The organism is Azospirillum rugosum (assembly GCF_017876155.1).
GTDB classification, from domain to species: Bacteria; Pseudomonadota; Alphaproteobacteria; order Azospirillales; family Azospirillaceae; genus Azospirillum; species Azospirillum rugosum.
In genome coordinates, this window is the sequence record NZ_JAGINP010000018.1 from 39,648 (window position 1) to 54,929 (window position 15,282).

10 protein-coding genes are annotated in these 15,282 nt (G+C 70.4%); 6 read left to right on the plus strand and 4 right to left on the minus strand.

The features are described from left to right. Positions 1-195 precede the first annotated feature (195 nt). Entirely contained in the window at positions 196-2,973 is a 2,778-nt protein-coding gene (locus J2851_RS22830; protein WP_209769116.1) for an SUMF1/EgtB/PvdO family nonheme iron enzyme, read from the minus strand. 400 nt (positions 2,974-3,373) lie between these two features. Between J2851_RS22830 and J2851_RS22835 the strand changes: the two genes are divergently transcribed. After that, on the plus strand, positions 3,374-3,634 hold the full coding sequence (locus J2851_RS22835) for a DUF3126 family protein (protein WP_246500861.1): 261 nt from the start codon (positions 3,374-3,376) through the stop codon (positions 3,632-3,634). Between the two features lie 169 nt (positions 3,635-3,803). Here J2851_RS22835 and J2851_RS22840 read toward each other — a convergent pair whose 3' ends face one another. After that, positions 3,804-4,418: a hypothetical protein gene (locus J2851_RS22840; protein WP_209769117.1), complete on the minus strand. Its 615-nt coding sequence runs from the start codon at positions 4,416-4,418 to the stop codon at positions 3,804-3,806. Positions 4,419-4,529: 111 nt separating this feature from the next. On the opposite strand from J2851_RS22840, the gene J2851_RS22845 reads away from it, so the two are divergent. The 5 genes from J2851_RS22845 to J2851_RS22865 all read left to right on the plus strand — a co-directional run bounded on the left by J2851_RS22845 (position 4,530) and on the right by J2851_RS22865 (position 13,424). Further along, the gene (locus J2851_RS22845) at positions 4,530-4,907 is read left to right on the plus strand and encodes a hypothetical protein (protein ID WP_209769118.1); all 378 of its coding nucleotides are present in this window, start codon (positions 4,530-4,532) and stop codon (positions 4,905-4,907) included. A gap of 432 nt (positions 4,908-5,339) precedes the next feature. Continuing rightward, the gene (locus J2851_RS22850; protein ID WP_246500862.1) at positions 5,340-10,754 is read left to right on the plus strand and encodes an AMP-binding protein; all 5,415 of its coding nucleotides are present in this window, start codon (positions 5,340-5,342) and stop codon (positions 10,752-10,754) included. Then, positions 10,751-11,524, plus strand: coding sequence for an ABC transporter ATP-binding protein (locus tag J2851_RS22855; protein ID WP_209769119.1), 774 nt, complete (start codon positions 10,751-10,753; stop codon positions 11,522-11,524). Before J2851_RS22850 ends, J2851_RS22855 begins: the two co-directional genes overlap by 4 nt. After that, the gene (locus tag J2851_RS22860) at positions 11,517-12,326 is read left to right on the plus strand and encodes an ABC transporter permease (RefSeq protein ID WP_209769120.1); all 810 of its coding nucleotides are present in this window, start codon (positions 11,517-11,519) and stop codon (positions 12,324-12,326) included. The genes J2851_RS22855 and J2851_RS22860 overlap by 8 nt, the downstream gene beginning before the upstream one ends. A gap of 120 nt (positions 12,327-12,446) precedes the next feature. Beyond that, the gene (locus J2851_RS22865) at positions 12,447-13,424 is read left to right on the plus strand and encodes an ABC transporter substrate-binding protein (RefSeq protein WP_246500863.1); all 978 of its coding nucleotides are present in this window, start codon (positions 12,447-12,449) and stop codon (positions 13,422-13,424) included. Positions 13,425-13,434: 10 nt separating this feature from the next. On the opposite strand, the gene J2851_RS22870 is transcribed toward J2851_RS22865, so the two are convergent. Beyond that, entirely contained in the window at positions 13,435-13,761 is a 327-nt protein-coding gene (locus J2851_RS22870) for a peptidoglycan-binding domain-containing protein (RefSeq protein WP_246500864.1), read from the minus strand. 207 nt (positions 13,762-13,968) lie between these two features. Then, positions 13,969-15,091 (minus strand): peptide chain release factor 2 gene (prfB, locus tag J2851_RS22875; RefSeq protein ID WP_209769123.1). Its coding sequence is split into 2 segments (ribosomal slippage): positions 13,969-15,021 and positions 15,023-15,091, totalling 1,122 coding nucleotides; the frame shifts between segments, so codons are not numbered across the junction. Between the last annotated feature and the right edge of the window lie 191 nt (positions 15,092-15,282).

A 15,282-nucleotide genomic window follows, 5' to 3' on the forward strand; every position in this document is an offset into this window, starting at 1 on the left:
GGCCCATTCGAACAGCAATGTACCGCACCCATTCCGCGGAAATTCTTGCAATTTCGGAGCATTTTCGCCGCAGAAGCGGCAGTGTGTCATGCGGACAACACAAAACAACGGCTAGTGTTGGTCTTTTCCAGTGACAAAGTCTGGGCGCGACTTTGTCACGGCGCTGTGGCGCGGGTCACAGATGCGGCGAAAGAATCAGTTCATGTCCCGCGCCACGCGGAAGCCGTCGGCCACGTAGCGGACGTCGGCGTCGTAGCCGATGCGCGTGGTGACCGCGATGGCGTCCAGCTCGTCGCGCCAGGATCCGCCGCGCAGCACGCGCTTGCGGCAGTCGCCGGTCGTCCAGGCGCTGCCGTCCGCCGGTGCGCCCTTGTAGCCGGGGTTCCAGCAGTCGGCGACCCACTCCGCCACGCCGCCGCTGGTGTCGTAGAGCCCGAAGCCGTTCGGCTGGAAACTGCCGACCGACGCCGGCCGCATCCGGTCGAAGGACCCGCCGCAGTCGCGGCAGTTCGCCTGCTGCACCCCCTGGGTCAGGCTCTCGCCCCAGGAAAAGCGCGTGCTGGCGCCGCCGCGCGCGGCGTATTCCCACTCCGCCTCCGACGGCAGGCGGTAGCGCTGGCCGGTCTTGCGGCTGAGCCACGCGACGTAGGCCTCCGCGTCCTCCACATGGACGTTGTGGATCGGCGTGTCGTCGGACACGTTGGCCATGCGCGGCATGGCGGCGCAGCCCCCGCCCTCCATGCAGGCGCGCCACTCCGCCACGGTGACCTCGTAGACGCCGATGGCGAAGGGCCGCGCGAAGGCGACGCGGTGCGCCGGCCGCTGCGTCGGGTCGCCCTTGTCGTTGCCCATGGTGAAGCTGCCGGCCGGGATGCGCGTCATCGGCGGGCACTGCGGGCAGTCCTGGAAACTGTTGCCATTCCCCTGCGCCCGCCTCTGCGACGGGCCGGTTCCGGGTTGGCCGCCCCCGGCTTGGCTATTGTCGGACGGGCTGCCCGGCGGGGCGGCCATGGCGAGCCGCTGGCGGTCGTCCGGCCCCGCGGGGCGCAGCGCCGGGCCGGGGATGAAGCCCTGCGCGCCGTCGTCCAGCGTCACCCGGTACCAGTCGGCGTCGGTGACGCGGCCGAGCACGCGGACATAGCCACCCTTGGCGACCCCGCCCACCGCGTCGGAGCGCGTGTCGGGCCCGGCCCGCAGCACCGAGTCGGAGACCGCCACATACATCCCCTCCCCCGTCGGCTCGACGCGCAGCTCCGCCGGGGCCGGGGTCTTCGGGGCCGGGCTCGGCTTGGCCGCCGTCTTGGCCCCGCCTGAGGATCCGCTGCCGGTGGCGCCGCTCCCCGACGAGCCCGCGGAGGCCACGCGCGCGGCCTCGACCTTCAGCACGTTCAGACGCTCGCGCGCCGGGGCGGTGAAGGGGCCGTTGTCGAACAGGCGCAGGAAGGCCTCGACCTCCGCCGGGTCGCGGCTGTCGCGGACGCGGCGCCACAGCGCCTCCTCCAGGTCGGCGGCGGGGGGCGAGGCGCCGGCCTCCTCCACCTCCAGCACGGAACTCAGCATCGTGCGACCGCCGCGCCCGTCCTCGACCAGCACGCTGAACACCCCGGCGCGGCCGACGGACGAGCGCTCGGGGTCGAAGTTCAGGGCGGTCAGCTGCTCGGCGGTCAGGCGGTCGCCGGCTTTCAGCACGGTCGTGCCGTCGCGCACCTTGCCGCGCTCCGGCACGCTGTTGACGATGAAGGACAGCGGGTCGCCGTCCGGGTCGGTCGGCAGCTCCAGCCGCAGGGCGTTCACCACGGTGCGGATGGTGCGCTCGGCCGCCGCCACCGGCGGGCGGTTGCTCGGCTTGATCAGCACCGGCACGCCGCCGCGCGCCACGCCGCCGCGGCCGTCCATCACCGCGAAGTCGAAGCTGCCGCCATCGCCCAGGTGGGTGGCGTCCGGCTTGAAGGTGGTGGCGACGAGCTGGTCGACCGTCAGGTAGTCGCCGATCAGCACCACCCGGTCGCCGATGCGCACGCTGCCGCCGCGCGGCAGCCCGGTCACCTGCGCGAACAGCTGGTCGTTGTCCGGGTCGGTCGGCCGGCCGATGCCCACCGGCTCCGCCCCGCCGCGGTCGAACACCTCCAGCGTCTTGACGTCGGCCAGCCTCGGCGGCCGGTTCTCCGGCAGCGGGTTGAAGTAGAAGGGCGCGGCGCCCAGCGACCCGTACAGGAACGGCTCCTGCCGCCCCTGGGTCAGCTGCATCACGTCATCGCGCACCCGGCGGAAGAACAGGCTCAGCTCCAGCCCCGGCACGTCGAAGTTCTTCAGCAGCGACAGGGTGTAGGGGCTGTGGTCGCCGCTGCCGTCCTCGGCCACCGCGTCGGCGCGGGTGGCCATGGCGACCAGCGTGTCGGTCGGCGTGTCGTCCACCCGCGCGAATCCGGAATGCACCTCGGTCTTCTTGGTGCCGGAGCGGACCAGACGGTCGGCAAAGGGGTTGTTGCGGCAGGCGTCGAGGATCAGGATGCCCAGCTTGCGCGCCTGGGCCAGCTCGCCCATCGGCAGGTTCAGCGGCAGCGCCTCGTAGACGAGGTCGCGTTCGCGCTCCAGCCGGGCGTCGGCGGGAATCAGGAAGTTGGTTCCGCCGACCTGCATGCCGTGCCCGGCGAAATACAGGAGCGCCACGTCCGCCTGCGCCGCCCGGATGCCGAATCCGCGCAGCGCCTCGGCCATGCCGCGGTTGTCGAGGTCGAACTTCTCCTCCACCGTGAAGCCCAGCTTGCGCAGGGCGGCGGACATGGCCTTGGCGTCGTTGCGGGGGTTGGGCAGTTCCGGCGCATGGACATAGGCGCCGATGCCGACGACGAGGGCGATGCGCTGCTCGGTCGAGGCCGCGCGCGCGACGGACCATGGGGCAACCCCGGCGGCGACGGCCACCAGGGCGCCGAACACGATCGTCATCACGAGACGGCACAGGCGAGCGACCATTGTCACCCCCATCGTCACCCCACAGGCGTGATGCCCCGATTTCGGACAGCCATCAGCTTGGCCGGAACGTGGTAATCCTCGTTCCTAATCGTTCAGTATTGGATCGCGACCCTCGGAACAAGCTGGCAAATGAGGGTACTGCGTTCCACCAGCCGGGTTCATACCCGACGGTTGCAACGACCGTGCCCCGCCTACTCCCTTTTCGGGGGATGCTGTCCGACGACTTCCGCGGTCGCGCCGCGGGCGGGGCTACGGCGCGGGGAATTCTTATACCGCCGCGGTCGATCCGGCTGTGAAGCGCTTAACACGGAATCGCCTTGCGCGGTCGATGGCGAGGTAGTGCTTTCCCTTTGCCCGAAAGCTTTCTATATGACCGCTTCGACAACACAGGGATCACGCCATGCCGCCCGCAAAGCCGACGGTCGCGAAGATGACCGAAACCGAAATCGCCCGCGTGCAGGCCTACCTGCGCAAGACGCTCGGCAACGACAAGATCACCATCGAGCCGCCGGAGAAGGCGGGGCAGTCCGCGGAAGTGATGCTGGCCGGCGAGTTCGTGGGCACGCTGCACCGCGACGTGGACGAGGGCGAGGTGTCCTACGCCCTGCACGTGGTCATCCTGGAGGAAGACCTCCCGGCGGCCCCGGCGACGCGGCGCTGAGGCGCCCAGGGCAGTCGCGTTTCACTCCCTCTCCCGCCCCGGGAGAGGGAAGGGGCCCACGCGAAGCGTGGGAAGGGTGAGGGTACCGGCGAGGATCAAGGCGCTGATCCTTGCTGCACCCTCACCCGGCCCTCCGGGCCACCCTCTCCCGGGGCGGGAGAGGGATTTATCAGGCCGCGGGGACGCTGTGCTTGCGCAGCTCCGCGGCCAGCCCCGCCAGAAGCGTCTCCCCGCCGGCGAGCGTCAGCCCGTGCACCAGCACGATGGCCGGCTGGTGGTTGCGCCGGTGCATGACCAGCCGGTAGCCGAGAGGCCTCGACGACTTCTTGCCAGGCCCCGCGGCGTCCAGCGCGACCGCCCCGCCGGCCAGCTCCAGTTCCGCCCGATGCTGCCGCGATGTGACCGGCTCCACCCGCGTGACGAACAGCGGGCGCGGGCTGCCCGGCGCGTAGAGCGCGAGGTCGCGGATCGTCTTGTGCGGGTAGACGTGCCCATAGGCCTTCAGCCCCTCCGCCGTCACCGTCAGACGGACGGCCCCGCGGCCGATCAGCCGCACCAGCACCACCGCCCACAACAGGATCAGCGGGATCGCCCCCATGGCGGCCAGCCAGCGCAGCATGGTCGCGGTCGGCTCGGCGGTCAGCTCGGCAGCAGCCACGAAGCACGCCTCCAGCAGCACCGCGTACAGCAGGACGCTGGCGCGCACCGGCGATTCGCGGTCGGTCGTCGCCTCGAACACCGTGTCCGCGCCGACCTCCTCGCGGGAAACCTCGACCCCGGCCATGCCGCCCACACCCTCGTCGCCTGCGCCCGCACGCCCTATACAGCCCGCGCGCGTAGTGCGCTATAGGGATGGTTCGCGCCGGGCTGTTTTGATTCGCACCGAGGGACCGTCATGAGCGACCCGTACCGCACCTCGCTGCGCACCGCGGCCGACTGGGGGCTGGTGGCGCTGGCAATCCTCGCGGCGGCGGCCCTGACCCAGCCGGTCGGCGCACGCGACGGCGCGGAGCTGTCCTGGTTGGCCGAGCCGATGGCGCTGATGTTCCTGCTCGGCACCGCGCTGGCCGTCGTCGCCGGCCGCACGGCCCCGTCGCGCGCCAAGGGCGCGGTGGTGGACATCGGCGGGGCGGCGCTCGCCTGGCTGCTTCCGCTCCACCTCGCGGGCAACGGCGTGGACATGGCGCGCGGCTGGGGCCTGTGGCTCTACCTGCTGGCCGCCACCTTGATGCTGGGACGCGCGCTGCGCCTGCTTCTGTCCGCTCGGCGCTGAAACCGGTCACCACAGAGACACGGAGGCACAGAGAATCCGCCCCCTCCGTGTCTCTGTGCCTCTGTGGTGAATCGCTCCCCACACCGTCCGGTATTCCGGGCACCTGTCCGGAACCGCGGACAGATCGCCCGGCAAGCTGACTTGCGCAAGGACCGAAAAGCACGCCTTTTCAATCGTTGCGCGGCTTGGCACACGCATTGCTTTGTTTGTCAACGAACCGTCCCATGGCCGCGTCGTTCCCTGCGGTCCTGGTGAACGATTCCTCCAAAGCATCTTGCCGGCCGCCCCGCAAAGGGCGGCCGGTCTTTTTTTGGGAATGACCCGCCCCCGCACGGCCCCATTGCAGCCCGGGGCGGGCGGCGGGCTATAGTGGTGGCCGCCGCGCAACGCCGCGGCCACGAACGAAGAAGTGCCCTCAGGGGGAGGAAACCCATGGACCAGTCCGTGACCGCGGACTCCGCCGCCCAGCCGCCGCTGCCGCGGGACGTGACCGTCAACCCGATCCGCTCCGCCGCCGATTGGCAGCGCCAGCGCGCCGCCTGCGAAGCCGACCCCGGTGCCTTCCACGGCGCCATCGCCGCGGAGACCATCCACTGGTTCGACGGCTCCAACTGGCTGATGCGCGACGCGGACGGCGTCTGGCGCGGCTGGAACGCCACGACCGGCGAGCCGGTGGAGCGCGCGGACTTCACGCCCTGGACCCAGGCCTTCGACGGCTCCGACGCCCCCTTCTACCGCTGGTTCGTGGGCGCGCGCACCAACGCCGCCTTCAACGAGGTGGACCGCCACGTCCTGTCCGGCCACGGGGCGGAGGTCGCCTACTGGTACGAGGGCGACCGCTGGGACGCCGCCGCCAACGGCGGGCGCGGCGCGCCGGTGCACCACGTCACCCTCACCCGGCGCGAGCTGCTGGTCCGCTCCGCCCTGGCCGCCCTGGCGCTGCGCGATCTGGGGCTGGAGCAGGGCGACCGCATCGCGCTGAACATGCCCAACATCCTCGACCAGATCGTCTGGACGGAGGGGGCGAAGCGGCTGGGCGTCATCTACACCGCGGTGTTCGGCGGCTTCTCCGACAAGACGCTGTCCGACCGCATCGAGAATGCCGGCGCCCGCGTCGTCATCACCGCCGACGGCGCCAGCCGCAACGCGGAGGTCGCCGCCTTCAAGGAGGCCTACACCGACCCCGCGCTCGACCGCTTCGTGGCCCTGCCCGCGGCCCTGCGCATCACCGAGGACGTGCTGCAAGCCAAGCTCGGCGACGTTGCGCTGATGGACCCCGTCCGCAAGGGCCTGGAGGGCGAAATCACCGTCGCCCCCGCCGACGTCATGCGCGAACTGGGCAAGGCGCTGGACCGCGCGGGCCATCTCGACGCCGCGACCATCGCCGACCTGCGCGCCAGCGTGGCCGAGGCGCTGACCGCCGCTCCGCCGCGCGTCGAAAAGGTCATCGTCGTCCGCCACGTCGGCCTGCCCGACATCGCCTGGACGCCGGGCCGCGACGTCTGGGCGCACGAGCTTCTGGCAAAGGCCGAGGAGACGCTGTGCCGCGCCGCCGGCCTGCCGGACATGGCCGCGCTCCGCGCGCTCGAAGACCGCGCGCTCTACGCCGCGATCTCCAAGGCGGTCCCGTCCGTCCCGGTGGACGCCGAATACCCGCTCTTCATCATCTACACCTCGGGCTCGACCGGGAAGCCGAAGGGCGTGGTGCACGTCCACGGCGGCTACGTCGCCGGCATCGCCCACACCATGAAGGTCAGCTTCGACGCCCTGCCCGGCCGTGACGTGATCTACGTGGTCGCCGACCCCGGCTGGATCACCGGCCAGAGCTACCTGATCACCGGCACGCTGGCCGCCCGCATCCCCGGCATCGTCACGGAGGGCGCGCCCGTCTTCCCCAACGCCGGCCGCTTCGCCTCGATCATCGAGCGGCACAAGGTCACCATCTTCAAGGCGGGCGTGACCTTCCTGAAGACGGTCATGACCCACCCGGAGAATCGGGCCGACGTGGAGCGCTACGACCGCTCGTCCTTGCGCGTCGCCACCTTCTGCGCGGAGCCGACCAGCCCCGCCGTGCAGGCCTTCGGCATGGCGGTGATGACCCCGCAATACATCAACAGCTACTGGGCGACGGAGCATGGCGGCATCGTCTGGACCCACCCCTACGGCAACCCCGACCAGCCGCTCCGCGCCGACGCCCACACCTACCCACTGCCCTGGGTGCTGGGCGACGTCTGGGTCCCCGAAGGCGAGCCCGACGCCGGGGGCCGCGTCCCCTACCGCCCCGCCGAGCCGGAGGAGAAGGGGGAGATCGTCGTCACCGCCCCCTACCCTTACCTGACCCGCACCATCTGGGGCGACGCGGACAATGTCGGCCAGCCCGGCTGGACGGGCGACCTCGACCGCTTCGCGAAGACCTACTTCGGCCGCTTCCGCGACGGGCAGGGCAACCCCGTCTGGGCCTACCTGCAAGGCGACTTTGCGCGGAAGTACGCGGACGGCAGCTTCAGCCTGCACGGCCGCTCCGACGACGTGATCAACGTCTCCGGCCACCGCATGGGCACGGAGGAGATCGAGGGCGCCATCCTCCGCGACAAGCAGATCAACCCCGACAGCCCGGTCGGCAACGTCATCGTCGTCGGCGCCCCGCACCGCGAAAAGGGCCTGACCCCCGTCGCCTTCGTCCTGCCCGCCAAGGGGCGGGACCTGACGGCCGACGACGAGCGCCGCATGAAGGACCTCGTCCGGCAGGAGAAGGGCGCGGTCGCCGTCCCCTCCGACATCCTGGTGGTGCCGGCCTTCCCGGAGACGCGCTCCGGCAAATACATGCGCCGCTTCCTGACGGCCATGATGAACGACGAGCCGCTGGGAGACACCTCCACCCTGCGCAACCCGGAGTGCCTGACCGACCTCGACGCCCGCATCCAGGCCTGGAAGCGCGGCCAGCAGCGCGCGGAGGAACAGACCCTCATCGAGCGCCAGCGCTTCCTGTCCGTCCAATACGACCGGCTCGCCGACGGCGTGCGCATGGCGACCGTCGCCATCGACAACCCGCCGGTCAACGCGCTGTCCGACCGCCTGCTGGACGAGCTGGACACGGCGATCTCCCACCTCGCCCGCCGGCCGGACATCCGCGCCGTGGTCATCACCGGCACCGGCCGCAACTTCGTGGCCGGCGCCGACATCCGCCAGCTGCTCGACGAGGTGCAGGACGAAGGCGAGGCGCGCGCCCTGCCCGCCAAGGCCCACGCGGTCTTCCGCGCCATCGAGGCCATGGACAAGCCGGTGATCGCCGCCATCCGCGGCGTGGCGCTCGGCGGCGGCTGCGAGCTGGCCATGGCCTGCCACCTCCGCGTCGCCGACCCGCGCGCCCGGCTGGGGCAGCCGGAGATCAACCTGTTCCTGCCCCCCGGCTACGGCGGCACCCAGCGCCTGCCGCGCCTGCTTCTGCGCAAGGACGCAGAGCGGGGGTATGAGCGCGCGCTGGAAATCCTGCTGTCCGGCCGTCAGATCGACGCGGAAACCGCGCTGGAATTCGGGCTGGTGGACGTGGTGGCGCGCGGTGCGGATGATGCACTGACGCTGGCGAAGAGCTTGGCGCGGGAGGCGGCACTTGCCCCCACCCTAACCCTCCCCCGCTTCGCAGGGGAGGGAACTGCCGCTGGAGCGTTGCAAGGGTCCTGTCTCCCTCCCCTGCGAAGCGGGGGAGGGTCGGGGTGGGGGCAAGACTCCCCCGAAATCGCACGTCTCCTGAAACAAGCCCACGCCGTCGGCCGCGGCCAAGTCGCCGACACCATCGTGGACCTCGTCACCACCGGCCTGCGCGACGGCTTCGACGCTGGCTCGCAAGCCGAGATCGCCGCCTTCGCCCGCTTCCTCCTTGACCCAACGCACGGCGCCAAGAAGGGCATCGCGCTGTTCCTGGAGAAGAAGTCCCCGCCCCTGCCCGCGCGCCCGCGCCGTGAGTCCCGCGACGGCGTCCTGCCCATCGGCAGCCCCTTCTTCCCCGGCGCGACACCCCTGCCGCAATGGCAGCTCGCCCAGGCCGTCGTCCGCGACCTGGAGACCGGGGCGGCATCCCACGGCGACCCCGCCGACGCGGAGCAGGAGGTCGTCGTCCCCGTGCCCGAACCGAGCCCCAACCAGGCGCTCGTCTACGTCCTGGCGTCGGAGGTCAACTACAACGACGTCTGGGCGCTGACCGGCATCCCCATTTCCCTGTTCGACGAGCATGACGAGGACGTGCACATCACCGGCTCCGGCGGAGTCGGCATGGTGGTGCGCATGGGCGAGGCGTTGCAGGCCCAGGGGCGGCTCGCCGTCGGCGACCTCGTCGCCATCTACTCCGGCGTGTCGGACGTGTTGGATCCGGAGGCCGGGGCCGACCCGATGTTCACCGACTTCCACATCCAGGGCTACCAGTCGCCGGACGGCAGCCACCAGCAGTTCATGCTGGCCGACGGCCCGCAGCTGTTCCACCTGCCGCCCGACCTCGCGCTGGAAGAGGCCGGCAGCTACATGCTCGCCGCCGGCACCGCCTACCGCGCGCTGTTCACCGCGCTCGACGTCCGGCCCGGCAAGCGCCTGCTGGTGGAGGGGGCGGCCGGCGGCACCGGCGCCTGGACGGTGGAGCTGGCGCTGGCCCGCCGCATGAAGGTGACCGGCATGGTGTCGTCGGAGCGCCGCGCCGCCGCCATCCGCGCCCGCGGGGCTGGCGCCGTGGACCGCTCCGTCGCCGAAAGCGCCTTCACCCGCATCCCCGCCGACCCGTCGCAATGGGCGGCGTGGGAGGAAGCCGGCCGGCCCTACCTCGACGCCCTGCGCGCGGCGAACGGCGGTGCACTGGTGGACTACGCCGTCAGCCACGCCGGCGAGGCGACCTTCCCGCGCACCTTCCAGTCGCTGGCCGAGGGTGGCGCGCTGACCTTCTTCGGCGCCTCCAGCGGCTATCACATGACCTTCCTCGGCAAGCCCGGCTCCGCCGAGCCCGCCGAGATGCTGCGCCGCGCCCGCCTGCGCCCGGGCGAGGCCGTGCTGGTCTTCTACGGCGCCGGCGCGGTCGGCCTGCGCGACGACATGGCCCTGTCGGCCATCGAGGCCGCGCGCGAGTCCGGCGCGCGGATCTGCGTCGTCACCGACCAGGACTCCGAACGCGACTTCGTGCTGTCGCTGGGCTACGGCGAGGCCCTGGCCGGTGCCGTCTCGCTCGCCGAGATTCGGCGCCGCGTGCCGCACTTCGTCTGGCCGGACACCATGCCGGACCTGCCCGACCCGCAGCGCGAGACCGCCGCCTTCAAGGAGGCCGTACGCCTCTTCACCGAGGAGACCTTCAAGCCGCTGGGCCAGGCGGTGGGCCGCATCCTGCGCTCCGCCGACAACCCGCGCGGCATGCCGGACGTGGTGGTGGAGCGGGCGCGGCGCGACACGCTGGCCGTCTCCACCATGCTGGTGAAGCCGCACACCGGCCGCGTCGTCTACTGCGGCGACATGAACGGAAAACGGTACAGCTTCTACGCGCCGCAAGTCTGGATGCGCCAGCGTCGCATTCTGATGCCCACAGCGGCCATCGTCGGCACCCACCTGTCCAACGCTGCGGAAATCGCAGGGCTGAACCGCATCATTGCGTCCGGGGCCGTTCGTGTGCCAACGACTTACCTCGGCGCCTGGGACGAGTTGCCCACGCTCCATCAGGCCATGTGGGAGAACTGCCTGCCCGAGGCGACGGGCGGGGCCGCCAAGGCGGTGGTGAACCACGCCCTGCCGGAGGCGGGCTTGAAGACCAAGGACGAGTTGCTGATCGCCTGGGCCGGCCAAGCCCAGGGCCAAGGGGCCGTCGGAAAGGAACAATGAGGCTTATCATCAAGGACCTGTGCCACCGCTACGACGACCTCGTCGTGCTGGAGGGCATCGACCTGACGGTGCGCGAGGGGGAGGTTCTGGCGGTCATCGGCCCCTCGGGCTGCGGCAAGTCCACCCTGCTGGGCATCGCGGGCGGCATCGTCGCCCCGACCTCCGGCACGATAGAGACAGCGGGCGCCGTTCCCGACGGCTGCCTGAACCCGGTCACCTTCATCTTCCAGGATTTCGCCCTGCTGCCCTGGCGCAGCGTGGAGGACAACCTCGCCCTGGTGCTGGAGCATCACCCCCTCCCAGCGGCGGAGCGGCGGGAGCGGATCGAGGCCGGCCTGCGCCGCATGGGGCTGTGGGACTTCCGCAAGGCCCTGCCGAAGCAGCTCTCCGGCGGCATGCGCCAGCGCGTCGGCATCGCCCGCGCGCTGGCCGTGCGCCCGGCCATGCTTTTGCTGGACGAACCGCTGTCGGCGTTGGACGCCCAGACGCGCGAGCTGCTGATGGAGGACTTCCTCGCCCTCTGGCAGCGGGAGCGGACGACCGCCCTCTACGTCACCCACAACCTCGACGAGGCGCTGCGGCTGGCCGACCGCGTGGTGGTGCTGAGCCGCCGGCCGGGCCGCCTGCGCGAGATCGTGACCATTGAGGAGCCGCGCGACCAGCGCCTCCAGCCCTCCGCCCAGGCCCATCTGGCGGAGGTGCGCGACCGCCTGTGGCACCTGATCCGGGCCGAGGCGCAGCTGGCCGACCGGGAGATCGCCAATGCCTGACACCAGTCTCCCGGTGACCCCGGCCCAGCCCGTCCGTTTCCGCGGCGGCGGCTTCACCGTCCGAACGCACCGCTGGGCGGCGCTGCTGGCCTTCGCGGTGCTGATCGCCGTCTGGGAATCGACCAACCGCTTCGGCCTCGTCAGTCCCCTGTTCCTGCCGCCGCCGAGCGCGGTGGCCAAGGCGCTGGGCGCCATGGTTGCCGACGGCAGCCTGTGGCAGCACCTGAAGGCCTCGCTGATGCGCATCGGCGTGGGCTGGGCCATGGGCACGGTCTGCGGCATGGCGGTGGGCTTCGCCATGGGCATCGGCTCGGTCGCGCGGGCGGTCGGCGTGCCGCTGGTGTCGGCCTTCTTCCCGATCCCGAAGATCGCGCTGCTGCCGCTGTTCATCCTGTGGTTCGGCATCGGGGAACCGTCGAAGTTCGCCACCATCGGCTTCGGCGTCTTCTTCCCGACGGTGATCGCCACCTACAGCGCCATCGATTCGGTGCCGCGCAACCTGATCCGCATGGCGCAGAGCTTCGGCCTGCCCTGGGCGTCGATCCTGCGCAAGATCGTGCTGCCGGGCGCCCTGCCCGGAATCCTGGCGGGATTCCGCATCACCGCGTCCATCGCGCTGATCCTGGTCGTGGCGGCGGAGATGATCGGCGCGGAATACGGCATCGGCGCCTTCGTGCTGACCGCCGGCAACCTGATGCTGACCGACCAGCTGCTGGCCGGGGTGCTGGTCCTGTCGCTGCTCGGCCTCGCCATCGGCACCGTGCTGTCGATCTTGGAACGCCGCCTGCTGAAGTGGCGGTAAGCTGTTGAAATCGCAAACCTGTTGGGTTGCGGCTGACGCCTCCACCCAACCTACGAAAACACTAGGGAGAAGACACTGATGACTGTCGTGCGTTGGGGCCGTCGGACGGTATTGGGAGTTATGGGCGCTGCGGCCCTGGCGCTTTCGGCCGCGCCGGCCTTCGCCCAAAGCCTGGAGAAGACCTCCATCGGCGTGCTGGCGCTGGCCTCCTCCGGGCCGATCTTCATCGCCAAGAGCAAGGGCTACTTCGAGAAGGAAGGGCTCGACGTCGACCTGAAGATGTTCACCTCGGCCCAGCAGGTGCCGGTGGCCGTGGCGTCGGGCGACGTGGACTTCGGCGTCACCGGCCTGACGGCGGGCTTCTACAACCTCGCGGCCAAGGGTGCGGTCACCATGATCGCGGCGCAGAGCCGTGACGAGCCGGGCTTCGAACTCAGCGCCTACGTCGCGGCCAACACCGCCTTCGCCGCCGGGCTGAAGAAGCCGGCGGACCTGAAGGGCAAGCGCATCGCCATCACCACCGTGGGCTCCACCTTCCACTACATGCTGGGGCTGCTCGGGCAGAAATACGGCTTCACGGTCAAGGACCTGACCATGGTGCCGCTGCAGGACGTGCCGAAGATGACCGCCGCCTTCAAGGGCGGGCAGGTGGACGCCATCGTGGCGCCGGTGACGGTCGCCCGCCAGATGGTCGCCGATGGCGCCGGCACGATCATCGGCTGGGTCGGCGACGAGACGCCCTGGCAGCTCGGCGCGCTGTTCACCGGCCCGAAGACGATCGCCCAGCGCCGCCCGACGGTGGAGAAGTTCATCCGCGCCTACCAGACGGCGCTGGCCGAATACCACGCAGCCTTCAACACCAAGGACGCGTCGGGCGCTATCGTGAAGGGCCCCGGCTACGACAGCCTGCTGGCCATCATCGCCGAGGCCACCAAGCAGAAGCCCGAGGTCGTCGCCGCCGGCCTGCCCTACGTGGACCCGCAGGGCAAGCTTCTGATCGACGACGTCGTCAATCAGGTGAAGTTCTGGCAGGCCGAGGGCCAGGTGGACAAGGCGCTGGACGCCAAGTCCATCATGGACCTCAGCTTCGTGAAGTAAGCGGGAGCGCTCAGCGCTTGCCCGGCGCGTAGACCTTCGGCTGGGCGAAGTTCAGGTGGTCCAGAAGCTCCTTGGTGACGCAGCCGTCGACGGGGAGCTTCGCCGCCTTCTGGTAAGCGCGGACGGCGGAGCGGGTGTTGGGCCCCATCTTGCCGTCCGCCGTGCCGGCCTTGAAGCCGTGCTCGTTCAGCGCCGACTGGGCGCCCTGCACATAGGCGTACCGCATGTCGGACGGCATGTTCTCGTCCGGGCAAACCGCGAAAGCCGGGGATGCCGCGAAGGCGGTGAGGGCGATGCAGGCGGCAATGGCCCTACGGGTCATGGTTGGGCGGGTCATGGTTGGTCTCCGTTCTTGTTTGCGGAGATCAACACGGCAGAGGCCGCGATGCTTCGGAAGGGATAAAAATTGGTGGCGTCCGGTGCCCCCACCCTCCCCACTTCGTGGGTCCCCTCCCTCCCCCGCTTCGCAGGAGAGGGCCAGATCCCCTCCCCTGCGAAGCGGGGGAGGGTTAGGGAGGGGGCAATACGCTGCCGATGCTGAACATTACGCCGCCGCCTCGTCGCCCTGCCCCTTCAGCCGCGCCGCCAGCGCCGCTTCCAGGAAGGGGTCGAGCGCGCCGTCCAGGACCGCCTGGCTCTGCGACGTCTCCACGTTCGTGCGCAGGTCCTTCACCATCTGGTACGGGTGCAGGACGTAGGAGCGGATCTGGTGGCCCCAGCCGATGTCGCTCTTGGTCGCCTCCAGGGCGGCCGCGGCGTCCTCGCGGATCTTCAGCTCCCGCTCGTACAGGCGGGCGCGCAGCATGTCCCACGCCTTGGCGCGGTTCTTGTGCTGCGAGCGCTCCTGCTGGCAGGCCACCACGATGCCCGTGGGCAGGTGGGTGATGCGGATGGCCGAGTCGGTCTTGTTGACGTGCTGGCCGCCGGCGCCCGACGCGCGGAACGTGTCGATGCGGCAGTCCTTCTCGTTGATCTCGATGTTGATCTTGTCGTCGATCACCGGCGAGATCGAAACGGCGGCGAAGCTGGTCTGGCGGCGGGCCTGGCTGTCGAAGGGGCTGATGCGCACCAGACGGTGCACGCCCGCCTCGGTCTTCAGCCAGCCATAGGCGTTGTGGCCGCTGATCTGCACGGTGGCGGACTTCAGGCCGGCCTCTTCGCCGGGGCTCTCTTCCAGCCACTGGGTCTTGTAGCCGTGCTGCTCCGCCCAGCGGGTGTACATGCGCACCAGCATCAGCGCCCAGTCCTGGGCTTCCGTGCCGCCGGCGCCGGCGTTCACCTCGACGAAGCAGTCGTTGGCGTCGGCCTCGCCCGACAGCAGGCTTTCGATCTGCAGCTTGGCGGCGCGCTCGCGCAGCGCGTAGAGCTGGGCCTCGGCGTCGGCGACGACGGTGGCGTCGCCCTCGGCCTCGCCCATCTCGATCAGCTCCAGGCTGTCGGACAGGTCGCGCTCCAGCGCGCGGTAGCCGTTGACCGAGGCCTCCAGCTGGGTGCGCTCGCGCATGATGGTCTGCGCGCGCGTCGGGTCATCCCACAGCTTGGGGTCCTCGGAGAGGTCATTCAGTTCGTCGAGACGACGCAGCGCGTTATCCCAGTCAAAGATGCCTCCTCAGCAGCGCCAGCGAGTCTCTGATCTCGCCAGCGGCCGCTTCGATCTCGGCCCGCATCGCGGTACCTCCTCGTCAGCCAGAGTTGATTCCAAAGTCATGCGGCCGGCCGCATGACCCTTTCGCACATGGCTGCGCCATGTGCTGTCGGGTATTAACCGAAGGCGTTTGATGGAAGCCATCAAACGCCTTCGGTATCAGGCCCCTATGTAGCGAGTTACGGCCGGCGTTGCACCCCCTTATTCCGCCTT

Excerpts from the sequence above, each read along its gene's own strand:
- J2851_RS22870 (WP_246500864.1), bottom strand. The coding sequence starts at position 13,761 with ATGACCCGCCCAACCATGACCCGTAGGGCCATTGCCGCCTGCATCGCC.
- J2851_RS22865 (WP_246500863.1), top strand. The coding sequence starts at position 12,447 with ATGGGCGCTGCGGCCCTGGCGCTTTCGGCCGCGCCGGCCTTCGCCCAA.
- J2851_RS22855 (WP_209769119.1), top strand. The coding sequence starts at position 10,751 with ATGAGGCTTATCATCAAGGACCTGTGCCACCGCTACGACGACCTCGTC.
- J2851_RS22835 (WP_246500861.1), top strand. The coding sequence starts at position 3,374 with ATGCCGCCCGCAAAGCCGACGGTCGCGAAGATGACCGAAACCGAAATC.
- J2851_RS22860 (WP_209769120.1), top strand. The coding sequence starts at position 11,517 with ATGCCTGACACCAGTCTCCCGGTGACCCCGGCCCAGCCCGTCCGTTTC.
- J2851_RS22830 (WP_209769116.1), bottom strand. The coding sequence starts at position 2,973 with ATGGTCGCTCGCCTGTGCCGTCTCGTGATGACGATCGTGTTCGGCGCC.
- J2851_RS22845 (WP_209769118.1), top strand. The coding sequence starts at position 4,530 with ATGAGCGACCCGTACCGCACCTCGCTGCGCACCGCGGCCGACTGGGGG.
- J2851_RS22850 (WP_246500862.1), top strand. The coding sequence starts at position 5,340 with ATGGACCAGTCCGTGACCGCGGACTCCGCCGCCCAGCCGCCGCTGCCG.
- J2851_RS22840 (WP_209769117.1), bottom strand. The coding sequence starts at position 4,418 with ATGGCCGGGGTCGAGGTTTCCCGCGAGGAGGTCGGCGCGGACACGGTG.